The organism is Caulobacter sp. NIBR2454 (assembly GCF_027474405.1).
Lineage (GTDB): Bacteria > Pseudomonadota > Alphaproteobacteria > Caulobacterales > Caulobacteraceae > Caulobacter.
Map to the genome: position 1 here is coordinate 2,222,732 of NZ_CP114871.1, position 13,896 is coordinate 2,236,627.

14 protein-coding genes are annotated in these 13,896 nt (G+C 66.4%); 4 read left to right on the forward strand and 10 right to left on the reverse strand.

Annotated features, from left to right (window positions below; genetic code table 11):
• Nucleotides 1–25 precede the first annotated feature (25 nt).
• From parE to O5K31_RS10930, 4 genes are all read left to right on the forward strand, one after another.
• The gene (gene parE / locus O5K31_RS10915) at nucleotides 26–2,101 is read left to right on the forward strand and encodes a DNA topoisomerase IV subunit B (RefSeq protein ID WP_269713625.1); all 2,076 of its coding nucleotides are present in this window, start codon (nucleotides 26–28) and stop codon (nucleotides 2,099–2,101) included.
• A 318-nt stretch (nucleotides 2,102–2,419) separates the two neighbouring features.
• On the forward strand, nucleotides 2,420–3,169 hold the full coding sequence (gene otsB, locus O5K31_RS10920) for a trehalose-phosphatase (RefSeq protein WP_269713626.1): 750 nt from the start codon (nucleotides 2,420–2,422) through the stop codon (nucleotides 3,167–3,169).
• Nucleotides 3,166–4,569 carry an alpha,alpha-trehalose-phosphate synthase (UDP-forming) gene (locus O5K31_RS10925; protein ID WP_269713627.1) on the forward strand — a complete coding sequence of 468 codons (1,404 nt, stop codon included), beginning with the start codon at nucleotides 3,166–3,168 and terminating at the stop codon, nucleotides 4,567–4,569. Before otsB ends, O5K31_RS10925 begins: the two co-directional genes overlap by 4 nt.
• 131 nt (nucleotides 4,570–4,700) lie before the next feature.
• Entirely contained in the window at nucleotides 4,701–6,344 is a 1,644-nt protein-coding gene (locus tag O5K31_RS10930; protein ID WP_269713628.1) for a DEAD/DEAH box helicase, read from the forward strand.
• A 3-nt stretch (nucleotides 6,345–6,347) separates the two neighbouring features.
• Here the strand turns inward: O5K31_RS10930 and O5K31_RS10935 are convergent, their stop codons facing one another.
• From O5K31_RS10935 to sufC, 10 genes are all read right to left on the reverse strand, one after another.
• Entirely contained in the window at nucleotides 6,348–7,145 is a 798-nt protein-coding gene (locus tag O5K31_RS10935; RefSeq protein WP_269713629.1) for an enoyl-CoA hydratase/isomerase, read from the reverse strand.
• 62 nt (nucleotides 7,146–7,207) lie between these two features.
• On the reverse strand, nucleotides 7,208–8,263 hold the full coding sequence (locus O5K31_RS10940) for a diguanylate cyclase domain-containing protein (protein ID WP_269713630.1): 1,056 nt from the start codon (nucleotides 8,261–8,263) through the stop codon (nucleotides 7,208–7,210).
• Between the two features lie 136 nt (nucleotides 8,264–8,399).
• The gene (locus tag O5K31_RS10945; protein WP_269713631.1) at nucleotides 8,400–8,795 is read right to left on the reverse strand and encodes a DUF6165 family protein; all 396 of its coding nucleotides are present in this window, start codon (nucleotides 8,793–8,795) and stop codon (nucleotides 8,400–8,402) included.
• A complete protein-coding gene (locus O5K31_RS10950) occupies nucleotides 8,795–9,769 on the reverse strand; it encodes a glycosyltransferase family 9 protein (protein ID WP_442867703.1) in 975 nt (324 codons plus the stop codon). The genes O5K31_RS10945 and O5K31_RS10950 overlap by 1 nt, the downstream gene beginning before the upstream one ends.
• The gene (locus O5K31_RS10955; protein WP_269713632.1) at nucleotides 9,748–10,143 is read right to left on the reverse strand and encodes a GFA family protein; all 396 of its coding nucleotides are present in this window, start codon (nucleotides 10,141–10,143) and stop codon (nucleotides 9,748–9,750) included. The genes O5K31_RS10950 and O5K31_RS10955 overlap by 22 nt, the downstream gene beginning before the upstream one ends.
• Nucleotides 10,140–10,529 carry a HesB/IscA family protein gene (locus O5K31_RS10960; protein ID WP_269713633.1) on the reverse strand — a complete coding sequence of 130 codons (390 nt, stop codon included), beginning with the start codon at nucleotides 10,527–10,529 and terminating at the stop codon, nucleotides 10,140–10,142. The genes O5K31_RS10955 and O5K31_RS10960 overlap by 4 nt, the downstream gene beginning before the upstream one ends.
• A 4-nt stretch (nucleotides 10,530–10,533) precedes the next feature.
• Nucleotides 10,534–10,884 (reverse strand): SUF system Fe-S cluster assembly protein, encoded by a 351-nt coding sequence (locus O5K31_RS10965; RefSeq protein ID WP_269713634.1) that lies wholly within the window; start codon nucleotides 10,882–10,884, stop codon nucleotides 10,534–10,536.
• 15 nt (nucleotides 10,885–10,899) lie between these two features.
• On the reverse strand, nucleotides 10,900–12,117 hold the full coding sequence (locus tag O5K31_RS10970) for an aminotransferase class V-fold PLP-dependent enzyme (protein WP_269713635.1): 1,218 nt from the start codon (nucleotides 12,115–12,117) through the stop codon (nucleotides 10,900–10,902).
• Nucleotides 12,117–13,151 (reverse strand): Fe-S cluster assembly protein SufD, encoded by a 1,035-nt coding sequence (gene sufD / locus O5K31_RS10975; RefSeq protein WP_269713636.1) that lies wholly within the window; start codon nucleotides 13,149–13,151, stop codon nucleotides 12,117–12,119. Before sufD ends, O5K31_RS10970 begins: the two co-directional genes overlap by 1 nt.
• The gene (gene sufC / locus O5K31_RS10980; protein WP_269713637.1) at nucleotides 13,148–13,894 is read right to left on the reverse strand and encodes a Fe-S cluster assembly ATPase SufC; all 747 of its coding nucleotides are present in this window, start codon (nucleotides 13,892–13,894) and stop codon (nucleotides 13,148–13,150) included. The genes sufD and sufC overlap by 4 nt, the downstream gene beginning before the upstream one ends.
• Nucleotides 13,895–13,896 lie beyond the last annotated feature (2 nt).

A 13,896-nucleotide genomic window follows, 5' to 3' on the forward strand; every position in this document is an offset into this window, starting at 1 on the left:
TCGAATCGCCTAGACTCCCCGGATAATGTCCCAGCCTCCCTCCCTGTTCGACGACGCCCTGAGCCCGCCGCCCGCCAACCCCTTGCCGGCGCGCGAACCCGCGCCCGCGCATGTTCCGGCCTCCGCGGCTGCGCCGACCCCTGCCGCCAGCGCGCCCGCATCCGGGCCAGGCAGCTATTCGGCGGCCGACATCGAGGTGCTGGAAGGGCTGGAGCCGGTCCGCAAGCGTCCGGGCATGTACATCGGCGGCACCGACGAACGGGCCCTGCACCACCTGTTCGCCGAAGTCCTCGACAACTCCATGGACGAGGCGGTCGCCGGCCACGCCAAGATCATCGAGGTCACCCTGGACGCCGACGGCGCCCTGACGGTGAAGGACGACGGCCGCGGCATGCCCGTGGACCCGCACCCCAAACACCCGGGCAAGTCGGCCCTGGAAGTGATCATGACCGTCCTGCACGCGGGCGGTAAGTTCAGCGGCAAGGCGTACGAGACCTCTGGCGGCCTGCACGGGGTGGGCGCATCGGTCGTGAACGCCCTGTCGGAAATCCTCGAGGTCACCGTCTGGCGCGACGGCTTCGAGCACCGCCAGGACTTCTCGCGCGGCAAGCCCCTGGGACCGCTGCAGCAGATCGCGCCGTCCAAGAAGCGCGGCACGTCCGTGAGATTCCTGCCCGACGCCGAGATTTTCGGCGAAGGCGCGATCTTCAAGCCGGCGCGGCTGTACCGCATGGCCCGCTCCAAGGCCTATCTGTTCCGCGGCGTGCAGATCAAATGGAAGTGCGACCCGTCGCGCATCCACGACCAGACTCCCGCCGAAGCGACCTTCCACTTCCCCAACGGCCTGGCCGACTTCCTGGCCGAGCGCACCAAGGGGCTGGAGACGGTCACCCCCGAACCCTTTGCCGGCCGTATCGAGCGCCAGGGCGAGGCCGGGGCCGTGGAATGGGCCATCGCCTGGACCCCGCGCGGGTTTGGCGAGGCCGATGGCTTCATGCAGTCCTACTGCAACACCGTGCCGACGCCCGAAGGCGGCACCCACGAGTCCGGCCTGCGCGCCGCCCTGACCCGGGGCCTCAAGGCCTATGCCGAACTGGTGGGTGAAAAGCGCGGCGCCATCCTGACCGCGGACGACGTGATCGCCCAGGCCGGCACCCTGATCAGCGTCTTCATCCGCAATCCTGAGTTCCAGGGCCAGACCAAGGAAAAGCTGTCGTCCAGCGACGCCCAGCGCCTCGTCGAGAACGCCCTGCGCGACCCGTTCGACCACTGGCTGACCGGCAGCCCCAAAGCCGCCCGCGCCCTGCTCGATTTCGTGGTCGAGCGCGCCGAGGAACGCCTGAAGCGCCGCAAGGACAAGGAAGTCCAGCGCGCCAGCGCCACGCGCAAGCTGCGTCTGCCCGGCAAGCTAGCCGACTGTTCCGGCTCGGCCGTAGATGGCGCAGAACTGTTCATCGTCGAAGGCGACTCGGCCGGCGGCTCGGCCAAGCAAGCCCGCAACCGCAAGACCCAGGCGATCCTTCCTCTGCGCGGCAAGATCCTGAACGTGGCCAGCGCCACGGGCGACAAGCTGGTCGCCAACAAGGAGCTGTCGGACCTGATGCTCGCCCTGGGCGCGCAGGGCGGAAACAAGTACCGCGAGGAAGACCTGCGCTACGAGCGCATCATCATCATGACGGACGCCGATGTGGACGGCGCCCACATCGCATCACTGCTGATCACGTTCTTCTATCGGACAATGCCAGACATGATCCGCGCCGGCCGCCTCTACATGGCGCTGCCGCCCCTCTATCGGATCAGCCACGGCGGCAAGACGGTCTATGCCCGCGACGACGCCCACAAGGACGAGCTGCTGGCGACGGACTTCAAGAACAAGAAGCCCGAAATCGGCCGCTTCAAGGGCTTGGGCGAGATGATGGCCGCCCAGCTTAAGGAAACCACCATGGACCCGGCGGTGCGTACTCTGGCGCGTGTGACGCTGCCGCGCTCGGAAGAGTCCGTGGAATCGCTGGTCGAAACCTTGATGGGCCGCAAACCGGAATTGCGATTCCGCTTCATCCAGGAGAACGCCGAGTTCGCGGCGGATGATCTGGACGTCTAGCAATCTCAGTCTGTTTAAATCTGAGCAGATAACGCCGCACCCGTCATAGAGTGCGGCGTTATTTGTTTTCAGCATAGCGTTACGCCGGGCTGAATTTCGCCAATATATCCTGCGAGATAGAAGCCCATCTTGTCGCGAAGCGAGCGACGCAACTCGCGAACTGCTCTGCGGTTCCCCGCAAATGGCCTCACATTACGTTTATTTGGCCTGGGCGGCGCCAATCCCCACCTAGGGCGTTCTACACGTCGGTCCAGCCGGTGTGCGTACAGCAACCATTGCCCCGGGGACGCCATGGCAGCTGAAAAGCTAGAGACTGTTTTGAATAACAACCATCCCACGCCCCTCGACTTGTCGAGGACGGCGCTTTTTCTCGATCTGGACGGCACGCTCGCCCATTTCGAACCGAAGCCGACTGACGTCGGGCCCAATCTCTATCGCAACGACCTGCTTCGCCGCCTCAGTGAGCGGCTTGATGGCAGATTGGCGGTGGTGAGCGGTCGCGCCATGGCCGATCTCGACCGCATCCTTGAAGATTGCACGCCGTGCCTGGCCGGCACCCATGGCCTGGAGATTCGCCATGGGGACGAAACCCATCTGGCCGAGCCTCATCCTGCCCTTTCGGACGCCATCGAAGCGTTCGAGGCGTTCGCGCGAACCCAGAGCGGCCTGCTTGTCGAACCCAAGGCTCTTGGCGTCGCCCTGCATTATCGCCTGGCGCCGGAGACGCGCGACGCCTGCGTGGATCTCGCCGAACGCGTGAGCGCGGCCTATGGCCTGACGCTGCAGGACGGCCATTTAGTGGTCGAGCTGCGCACCCCCGGCGCCACCAAGGGCGACGCCGTTTCGGCCTTTATGGCCCGCAACCCCTTTTTGGGCGCGACGCCGGTCTTTGTCGGCGACGACCTGACCGACGAAGACGGCTTCCGCGAAGCCGTCGAGCAAGGGGGCTATGGCGTCCTGGTGGGCGAGGAACGCCCTACCCGCGCCACCTTCCGCCTTTCCGGGCCGGACACAGTGCTCCGCTGGCTTGAGAGCAGCCTGGGGGAACAGCGGGGAGCCGCCGCATGAGCCGCCTGATCGTCGTCTCCAACCGCGTCCAGTTCTCCAGCGAGGTCGGCGCCGCCTCTACCGGTGGCCTGGCCATGGCCATCGGGGCCTCCCTGCGCGAACACCAGGGCGTGTGGTTCGGCTGGAGCGGTGAAACCACCGAGCGCTACACCGGCCACCTCCAGCTTGACCGCATCGACGGGGTCACCGTCGCCAAGGTCGATCTCGAGCCCCAGGACGTAGAGGAATATTACAACGGTTACGCCAACAAGACGCTGTGGCCGCTGTTCCATGACCGCATCGACCTGACGGCCTATGAGCGGCCCTTTGGCGAAGGCTATGGCCGCGTCAACGCCCGCTTCGCCGAGGCCCTGCTCCCGCTGATCCAGCCCGACGACATCATCTGGGTCCATGACTATCATCTGATCCCCCTGGGACGGGAGTTGCGGCGGCTGGGAGTGAAGAACCGTATCGGCTTCTTCCTCCATATCCCCTGGCCGGCTCGGCAGTTGCTGACCACCCTGCCCAAGCATCAGGAGCTGGTGGCGTCGCTGTTCGACTACGACCTCGTCGGCACCCACGCCGCCGCGTGGCAGGCGGCCCTGGCCGGCTACATCATCAATGAGGCTGAAGGCGAGGTGATGCCCAATGGCGACGCCTTCGCCTTCGGCAAGCACACGCGATTGGGCGTCTTCCCCATCGGCATCGACGTGGCCGATTTCGAAGCGGCGGCCAGCTCCGACGCGGCGGCTGAAAGCTTCGAGCGCATGCGCGAAAGCCTGGCGGGCCGCCAGATGATCGTCGGCGTCGATCGGCTCGACTACTCCAAGGGCCTGGAGGAGCGGTTCCTGGCCTATGAGCGCTACCTGGCCGATACGCCCGAGGCCCGCGAAAAGGTCTTCCTGCTCCAGATCGCCACGCTCAGCCGCGACGCGGTCGAGGCCTACCAGGACCTGCGCAACCGACTGGACGCCGTATCCGGCCGCGTGAACGGCCAGTTCGCGACCTTCGACTGGGTGCCGCTGCGCTACGTCAACAGCCCCTATCGCCGCGATGAGCTGGTCGGCATCTACCGCGCCGCCCGCGTCGGCCTCGTCACGCCTTTGCGGGACGGGATGAACCTGGTGGCCAAAGAATATGTGGCGGCGCAGGACCCGGAAGACCCCGGCGTGCTGATCCTGTCGCGCTTCGCCGGGGCCGCGGCCCAGATGAAGGACGCTTTGATCGTCAATCCGTTCAGTCGCGAGGATGTGGCCGACGCTATTCGACGCGGCCTGGCCATGCCGCGCGAAGAGCGCATCAAGCGCTGGAAGTCCTTGATGGAAGGCGTTCGGCGCGACGACGTCATCGCTTGGCGCGAGAGCTTCGTAGAGGCTCTTTCGGGCGTCGAACCCAAGGGCAGAATGGCTCCCGCGGCCTGATCGAAACCCAGCGTTTACTTGACTTGAGCGCAGGGTCTCTTATATCCGGCGGTAATTCGGAACAGGTCTGGCGAATTCGCGCCGCCCGCTCGCCCAAGCACGGGCGGTTTCGAAACCAGCCTTAGCGAGACATGACTGAATTTTCCGACCTGGGGCTGAGCCCCACGACCCTGCAAGCGGTCGCCGACACCGGCTATACCACCGCGACCCCCATTCAAGCCCAGGCGATCCCCATCGCCCTCGCCGGCGGCGACATCCTCGGCATCGCCCAGACGGGCACCGGCAAGACCGCCGCCTTCACACTTCCCCTGATCGATCGGCTGTCGGCCGGCCGGGCCAAGGCCCGCATGCCGCGCGCCCTGGTCATCGCCCCGACCCGCGAACTGGCCGATCAGGTGGCCGCCAGCTTCGAAAAGTACGCCAAGGGCACCAAGCTGTCCTGGGCCCTGCTGATCGGCGGCGTCTCCTTCGGCGACCAGGAAAAGAAGCTGGACCGCGGCGTCGACGTGCTGATCGCCACCCCCGGCCGCCTGCTCGACCATTTCGAACGCGGCAAGCTGCTGATGACCGGCGTGCAGATCATGGTCGTCGACGAAGCCGACCGCATGCTGGACATGGGCTTCATCCCGGACATCGAGCGCATCTTCAAGATGACGCCGCCCAAGAAGCAGACCCTGTTCTTTTCGGCGACCATGCCGCCGGAAATCACCCGCCTGACCAAGCAGTTCCTCAATGATCCGACCCGGATCGAGGTGACCCGCCCGGCCAGCACCAACGAGAACATCGCCCAGTTCATCGCCCGCATCCCGCTGTCGGACTCCAAGGCCAAGCGCATGGCGCTGCGGGAGTTGATCCAGCGTTCCGAGGTGAAGAACGGCATCGTGTTCTGCAACCGCAAGACCGAAGTCGATATCGTCGCCAAGTCGCTGAAGGTTCACGGCCTCGACGCCGCGCCGATCCACGGCGATCTGGACCAGTCGCAGCGCATGAAGACTCTGGCCGACTTCCGCGCCGGCAATCTGAAGCTGCTGGTGGCGTCCGACGTCGCCGCGCGCGGCCTGGACATCCCCGAGGTCAGCCACGTCTTCAATTACGACGTGCCGCACCACGCCGACGACTATGTCCACCGCATCGGCCGTACGGGCCGCGCCGGCCGCACCGGCGAAGCGTTCATGATCGTCACCCCGGCCGACGACAAGGGCCTGGACAAGGTTCTCAAGCTGATCGGCAAGACCCCGGCCGAAGCTGTGATCGACCTGGATTGGTCAGAAGCCAAGGACGAGCGCCGCACGACCGAAAAGTCGGGCCGTGGCCGTGAACGTGGCGGGCGCGAGCGTGGCGGCTCCGACCGCAGCCGTGGCCGCAGCCGGTCGGCCGAGCCGCAAGCAGCCACCACGCCGGTGGAAGTCGTAGCCGCGACCGAAGTCGTCGAGACTGTCGCTGAAGCCGCACCCAAGCCCCGCCGCGAGCGCAGCCGCAATCGTCCTGAGCGCGTCGCCGCGCCGGAACAGGTCGAGGCCGCTGAACGTCCTGAGCGCAGCGAGCGCCCAGAGCGCAGTGAGCGCTCGGAACGTCGTCCCCGCGCCGAGAACCAACGCGAAGCCCGCCCCCAGGCCGATCCGGAAGGTCTGCGTTCCAGCCGTGGCGGCGTCAAAGCGCCCCGCGCGCCCCGGGATGACGACGACCGTCGCGTGGTCGGCTTTGGCAACGACGTGCCAGCATTCCTGATGCGCGCCCCGCCGCGCGTGACGGTGGACGCCGACGCCGAAGACTAGGCCCTAGCGCCCTTTGAATACGGCGAGCCGCTTCGACAGGAACGCGGCCACGCCCTCCAGAAAGTCGTCGGTCTTGCCGGCGGCTTTTTGCGTTTTGCGCTCGGCTTCGAGCTGTCCGGCCCAGTCGGCGTCCAGACTGTCCCACATCAGCTGACGGATATAACCCAGGGCGGCGGGTCCATTGGCCAGCTCCTTGGCGATAGCCATGGCTGTCGGCAACAGGTCCGCGTCCGGGACGCAGCGGTTGATCAGGCCCCATTCCAGGGCCGTGGGCGCGTGAATCTTCTCGCCCAGCAGGGCCATCTCCATGGCTCGCGCCTTGCCGATCAGGCGCGGCAGCAGATAGGTCGAGCCCCCGTCGGGAACCAGGCCGATGCGACGGAAAGCCTGCAGGAAATAGGCGCTCTGAGCCGCCACCACGATGTCGCCAAGCAAGGCGAAGGAGCAGCCGATCCCCGCCGCCGCGCCATTCACCGCCGTGACGATGGGGATGGGCAGGTCGCGCATCTGGGTGACCAGGGGATTGTAGACCTTCTCAAGCGAGGCCCCGACGTCCGGCTTGCCGTCATCGTCGATAGGACGGCCGGCGGTCCCACCGCCGGAAAGATTGGCGCCAGAGCAGAAACCCCGCCCCTCGCCTGTCAGCAATATGGCCCGAGCCGAGCCGGCGGCCCGGTCAAGCGCGGCCGACAGTTGCTGGGCCATCTCCATACTGGCGGCGTTGAGCGTCGCGGGATCGGACAAGGTGATCACCGCCACCGTGTCCACGATCTCGAACTTGACCTTGGTGTGCTCGGCCATGGTCGTCCTCCCTATTTTGAGAGAACGTTAGGAAGCGGCCCTAAGGTAACGCCAGCGGAAAATCAGGCCGCGACGGACAGGGTCTCGGCGTTGGTCACGCGATTGCGGCCGGCGCGCTTGGAGGCGTAGAGGCCGGCGTCGGCCCGCTCCATCAGGCCATGACCCGCCTCTTCCCGGCGCAGTTCGGCCAGGCCGGCGGAAATAGTGATGGTGCCCAGATCCTCATTGGTCGAGCGGCGCTTCAGCATCCGCGAGGACACTTCCAGGCGGATTTCCTCGAGCGTCGCGGTGACCGTCGCCGCATCCTCGCCCGGGAAGATCATGGCGAACTCCTCGCCGCCGTAGCGGGCCGCGAAACGGGGCGGGGCCCCGACGCGTCCGATGACGCTGGCGACGTAACGCAACACCTGATCGCCGGTCTGGTGGCCCCAGGTGTCGTTGAAGCCCTTGAAGTGGTCGATGTCCAGCAGGGCCAGGGTCAGGATCGTGCCCCCTTCGCGGGACTCCGAGCAGGCCCGCTCAAGCTCTTCGTCGAAGGCCTTACGGTTGGCCAGATTGGTCAGGCCGTCGGTCGTGGCGTCGCGGCGCACCTGCTCCAGGTGCTCCTTCAGGCGCTCGACCTCGGCGGTGGATTCGGTCAGGCGCTGCTCAAGCGCTTCGGTTTCGCTCTGGGCGCGACGGGTGGCGCTGGAAAGCTGATCGACCAGCAGGCGCAGGGTCGCGCCATCGGTCTTGTCGTCCAGGTGCTTGCTGGCCCCGCTCAGGGTCTCGCCAAACGCGGCGGTGGAGCGGCGCGCTTGCTTGATGGCCTTGGAAACCAGCTCCAGCTCCTTGCCGAGCAGGTCGCCGGCGTCCCGGATCTGTTCGTTCAGGCGGGCCTTGGCCAGATACTTGGAAGCCAGAGCCTCGATCACGGCCTCGGTGATCACTTCCCCGGAATTCAGCAGCGCGCCCAGTTCCCGCGCCAGCTCGCCATCAGGATCGGCGACGTAGTTCACCCAGATTTCGTAGTTGAGGGGCGTCGGCCAGATCTGGTGGGTCTCCATCAGATCCAGGGCGCGGCGGGCCAGCTTTATCGCGTCCGGGCCGCGCAGTTTGGCTTCAACCTCAGCCGACATATCTCGATATTCCCTCAGCGCCCTCGTACCAACCCGTACAGGTGCGACTTGCATCTTAGTCGCAGAGGACAAACGACCAGTTAAAGCGCGGCGTCGGGAGGTTCATCGAACAGCGAACTTCCAGACGCCAGAAAGCCTAGCTAGCAAGGTAGGGCTTGTAGCTCTTCTCTTCGACGATGTCGGAGCCGGCCGCAGCGTTGATCGACCGCTTGATCGCGGCGCGGCGGTCGTTCTCCACATAGACGGATCGAGCCAGGGCGATGAAGTCCGGACCAAAATCCCGCCGCCGCTCGCAATCCCGCTTGCCGTCCTCAATATCCCACAAAGCGGCATTCACGGCTTGTAGCTGGGCGGTCAGGTCCGCCATCTCGGCCGTATCGACCAGAGCCTCGGCGGCGATCGCCTCCAACAGGGCCAACTCCTTTCGGACATTGGCTTCCTTGGCCACGTCGCCGATCCGCTCAGCCTTGACCCGCAGGATGGTGATCTTGTCCACCAGCTCGCCTGCGGAGATCGGGGCCATGATGGGCATCAGCTGCGTTGCTCCAGAAGCCGGTTCAGGGCGGCCGCCGCGACCTCGAGCGGCAGGGCGGCCATGTCCTGCCCGTAGTCCTCGGCGATCAGAACTTCAAGCGCGCGCGCCGCGGGACGGAACTTCACGGCCTTGCGCCGATCCTTCTGCAGGCTGAGCAGCGGCGCGCCGCCGGCCGCCAGCATGTGGCCCGGCCCGGCGTCGTTGGCCACGGCGGCGGACAGACGTGAGGCGAGCGCGATGACCAGCAGCGGCCCCTTCACATGGGTCAGCACGTCCTTGCGGTCGGCCTCCGGGAACAGGGCGTCGGGCACGGCCAGACGCGCGGCCTTGGCTTCGGTCGCCTCGTCCGGCCCGAAGAAGAATACGGGCGTTCGGCCCGCCTGCTGGGTCTGGATGGCGAGGGACAGATAGCGCTCCAGCGGCCAGCGCTTCTCCTGCCCGCCCGCGCCGGGCGCGAAGCCCACATAGTCTGGACCGAAGGGCAGCAGGATCTGGGCGGCGGCCAAGGCGTCGGGATTTGTCAGAACCAGCGGGCGCGGCGTCCCCTGCCCGTCGGTGGCGCGGGCCAGCAGGACGGCAAGGCGCTCGGTCACGGCCTCGGGCCAGCCCTTCGACGGCTTACCCACATAGCGACGCCCCGCGCGCCGGGCCACGAGGCTGCGGCGCAGGTTCTCCTGGGTGTCGATGACCAGATCGAACCTACGGCCGCCGAATGGCTTCACCCAGGGCAGGATATCGCCCGCCGCTTCGCCGGTCGGCCCCTGGGTCAGGATTTCGTCGATATAGCCGGCCACAACCGCCTTCAGCGGCCCGGCATAGACCGTCTCGCCCTTGGCGGCGGCCCAGGTGATGCGGGCGTCGGGATAGGACGCGCGCAGGCCCGCGATAAAAGGCAGCTTGATCAGCCCGTCGCCGATCACCTCGCCCATGGAATAGACGAGGATGGATTTCACGCGCGCGGCCCAGGCCATTCGGGGCGGGCGTCTGGAGCCTCGACTGTCATACCTTCACCCTCGGCGGTGCGAACCGGCAAGGCGGTGTGATCGAAGTCGTCCAGGCAGAAGATGTTTATCCCGTAGTGGTCCGGCGCCGAACGTTTGCGATGGAAGGTGTAGATGCCGCAGACCGAGCAGAAGCGGTGCTGCGCCCGGCGGGTATTCCATTGATACAGGGACAGCTTGTCCTCGCCCTCCAGGATGGTCAGAGCGCTTTCATGCACCTTGGTCATCAGGGCGTTCTTCTTGACGCAGATCGAGCAATCGCAAGTGGTTAACTCGTCCGGCTCGGCGTCCACGCGGAACTTCACGGCCCCGCAATGGCAGGAGCCGAAGTACGGCGCGCTCATGCCCGCTCTTCGACCGACTGCGGAATGATGGTGACGCTCTCGCCGCAGCCGCAGGCGTCCGTCTCGTTCGGGTTATGGAACACGAACTTGGACGACAGCTTGGTGGTCTCGTAATCAATCTCGGTGCCCACCAGGAACAGCACGGCCTTGGGGTCGATCAGGATGGTGACGCCCTTGTCCTCGACCACCTCGTCCAAAGGGGCGCGGTCCTCGGCATATTCGAAGATGTATTCCTGGCCGGCGCAGCCGCCGTTCTTCACGCCGACCCGCAGGCCCGCATAAGGCTTCTCGGCCTTGGCCATGATCTCCTGGACGCGCGCGGCGGCGCGGTCGCTGAGGGTGACGACCTTGGGACGGGGACGGCGGGGGCGTGCTGCGACTTCCATGGCCTTAGAACATGTTCAGCTGGAGTTTGGCTTCATCCGACATGCGCGATTGATCCCACGGCGGTTCGAAGACCAGATCCACATGGCACGACTTCAGGTCCGGAATCTCCATGACCGCGTCATGCACCCAGCCCGGCATCTCGCCGGCCACCGGGCAGCCGGGAGCGGTCAGGGTCATCTCGATCTTCACGTCCTTATCGTCCGAGACATCGACCTTGTAGATCAGGCCGAGCTCGTAGATGTCGACCGGGATTTCCGGGTCGAAGACGGTCTTCAGCTTCTCGATCAGCTGGTCGGTCAGCCGGTCGAGTTCAGCCTGGGGCAGAGCGGTGGTGGTCGGGGTGGCGTCGTCCATGGGTGCTCTTGGCGTCTAACTGAAGAAACTGCGGGCCTTGACCAGCGCGTCGGCGAAAGCGTCGGCGTCGGCCTTGGTGTTATATAGGGCGAAGGATGCGCGAGCGCTCGATGTGACCCCGAACCGGGCCATCAACGGCTCTGCGCAATGGGTCCCGGCGCGCACGGCGACGCCGTAGCGATCCAGCACCTGAGCGATGTCGTGGGCGTGGGCGCCCTCGACAGTGAAGGCCAGAATCGCGCCCTTGTCTGGCGCGTCGCCGATGATCCGCAGCCAGTTATGGCCAGACAGCCGCTCGACCGCGTGGTCGTAGAGGCTGCGTTCATAGGCGGCGATCTCGGCCCGGTCGAACTGGCTCATCCATTCGACAGCCGCGCCGAAGCCGATGGCCTCGATGATCGGCGGGGTGCCGGCCTCGAACCGATGTGGCGGCTCGGCATAGGTGATCTTGTCCATCGACACGATGCCGATCATCTCGCCGCCGCCTTGATAGGGCCGCAGCCCCGCCAGCGCCTCGGTGCGTCCGTGAAGGGCGCCGATGCCGGTGGGGCCATAAAGCTTGTGGGCCGAGAAGGCGTAGAAGTCAGCGCCGATCGCCTGAACGTCCACCGGCAGGTGAACCACGCCCTGACAGCCGTCGACGACGGTGACGGCGCCGGCCTCACGCGCCAGGCGGACGATCTCCTCGACCGGATTGATCACGCCGGTGACGTTGGACATGTGGCCGACGGCGACGACCTTGGTCCGTGCGTTCAGCAGACCCTTGAAGGCGTCCATATCCAGCGTGCCATCGTCCAGCACCGGTATCCAGCGCAGGACGGCGCCTTGCCGCTCGCGCAGGAAGTGCCACGGCACGATGTTGGCGTGGTGTTCGGCCTGCGAGATGATGATCTCGTCGCCGGGCTGGATCGTCGCGCCAAGGCCCGAAGCCACAAGGTTGATCGCCTCGGTCCCGCCCTTGGTGAAGACGATGTTGTCCACGCTCTCGGCGTTGATGAAGCGCGCGACGCTGGCCCGCGCCGCCTCGTAGGCGTCGGTCGTCTCGTTGGCCAGGGTGTGCAGGCCGCGGTGAACGTTGGCGTAGGAATGCTCCATCGCCCGGGTCATCGCGTCGATCACCGCCCGCGGCTTCTGGGCGCTGGCGGCGCTGTCCAGATAGACCAGCGGCTTGCCGTTGACCTGCCGCGACAGGATCGGGAATTCAGAGCGGACAGCTTCGGCGTCGAATGCCATCAGACCGCGCCCAGATGTGTGGCGACCCACCGACGGGCCACGTCGCGGGCCTCGTCATTGGTGATGCGGTCCACGACCTCGCCCACAAAGGCCTCGGCCAGCATGGCGCGGGCCACGGCGTCCGGAATGCCCCGCTGGCGAGCGTAGAACAGGGCGTCCTCGTCCAACGCGCCGACCGTGTTGCCGTGGGCGCAGGAGACGTCGTCTGCGTAGATCAGCAGTTCCGGCTTGGCGTCGATCTCGGCCTTGTCGGACAGGATCAGGGCATGGTGACCCATGCGGGCGTCGGTCTTGTCGGCCCCGCGCTCGACCACGATGCGGCCCTGGAACACGCCGCGCGCCTGATCGCGGACGATGCCCTTGGTGAGCTGACTGGTCTCACCGCCGACACCCTCATGAGCGACAGCGGTGGTCAGGTCGGCGTGACGTTGGCCGTCCAGCAGATAGCCGCCGTCCATGCGGACCGACGCGCCTGCGCCGGGATGGGCGATGCGGGTCTCCAGCCGCTGGCGGCGCGCGCCTGTGGTCAGGGTCGTCTGCTCGAAGCGCGAACCTTCGGCCAGGGCGACGGTGGCGGTGCTGACCGCTACGGCGTCGGCTGCGTCGGCGGCGAGCACGATACGCTCCAGCCTGGCGTTCGCCTCGACCGTCAGGTGGAGGCGGGTCTCCGTCAGATAGCCCTCGCCGAAGCCTTCGTAGGTCTCCAGCAGGGTCAGGTCGCCGCCCTCCCCGACCCAGATGCTCAGGTCGGCGCCGTGGGCTGTTTGGCTGGTGTCGGCGATCACGCGCAGACGCACGGTGCGCTGCTCGCCCGCCGGAACGATCAGCGACTTCACGTCGCCGCGCACCACGCCGTTGACCAGCAGGATGTCGCCCTCGCCGAACGCGCCGGGCTCGAACACCCGGTCGCTCGCCGGCGACATCGGCGGCATGGCGCGGATCAGACCGCGTAGGTCGGTCCAGCGCCAGTCCTCGTCCCGCCGCGACGGCAGCAAGGCGACATCGCCGGCCGCTATAGCTTGGGAGACGGTCACGCGGCGCTCGCGTACTTGTCATAACCCTCGGCTTCGAGCTGCAAAGCCAGCTCGGGCCCGCCGGAGGCTACGATGCGGCCCGCCGACAGCACATGCACCCGGTCGGGTTTGATGTGGTCCAGCAGGCGCTGATAGTGGGTGATGACCAGCATCGCCCGGTCAGGCGCGCGCATGGCGTTGACGCCGTCGGCGACGATGCGCAGGGCGTCGATGTCGAGGCCGGAATCCGTCTCGTCCAGAATCAGCAGCTTGGGCTGCAGGATCGCCATCTGCAGGATCTCCATGCGCTTCTTCTCGCCGCCGGAGAACCCGACGTTGAGCGAGCGCTTGAGCATCTCGAAATCGATCTTCAGCTCGGCCGCCTTCTCGCGGACCAGCTTCAGGAAAGCCGGAGCCGCGACCTCGTCCTCGCCCTGCGCGCGGCGCTGGGCGTTCAGCGCGGTGCGCAGGAAGGTCAGGGCCGGAACGCCAGGGATTTCAAGCGGATACTGGAAGGAAAGGAACACGCCCTTGGCGGCCCGCTCGTCAGGCTCCAGCGCCAGCAGGTCCTCGCCGTTCAGGGTCGCCGAACCTTCGGTCACCTCATAGCCGCCACGACCCGACAGCACGTAGGACAGTGTCGACTTGCCCGCGCCGTTCGGCCCCATGATAGCGTGAACTTCGCCGGCCGGGACGTCGAGCGTCAGACCCTTGAGGATTTCCTTGTCCTCAACCGAGGCGCGGAGATTGTTGATCGAAAGCATAT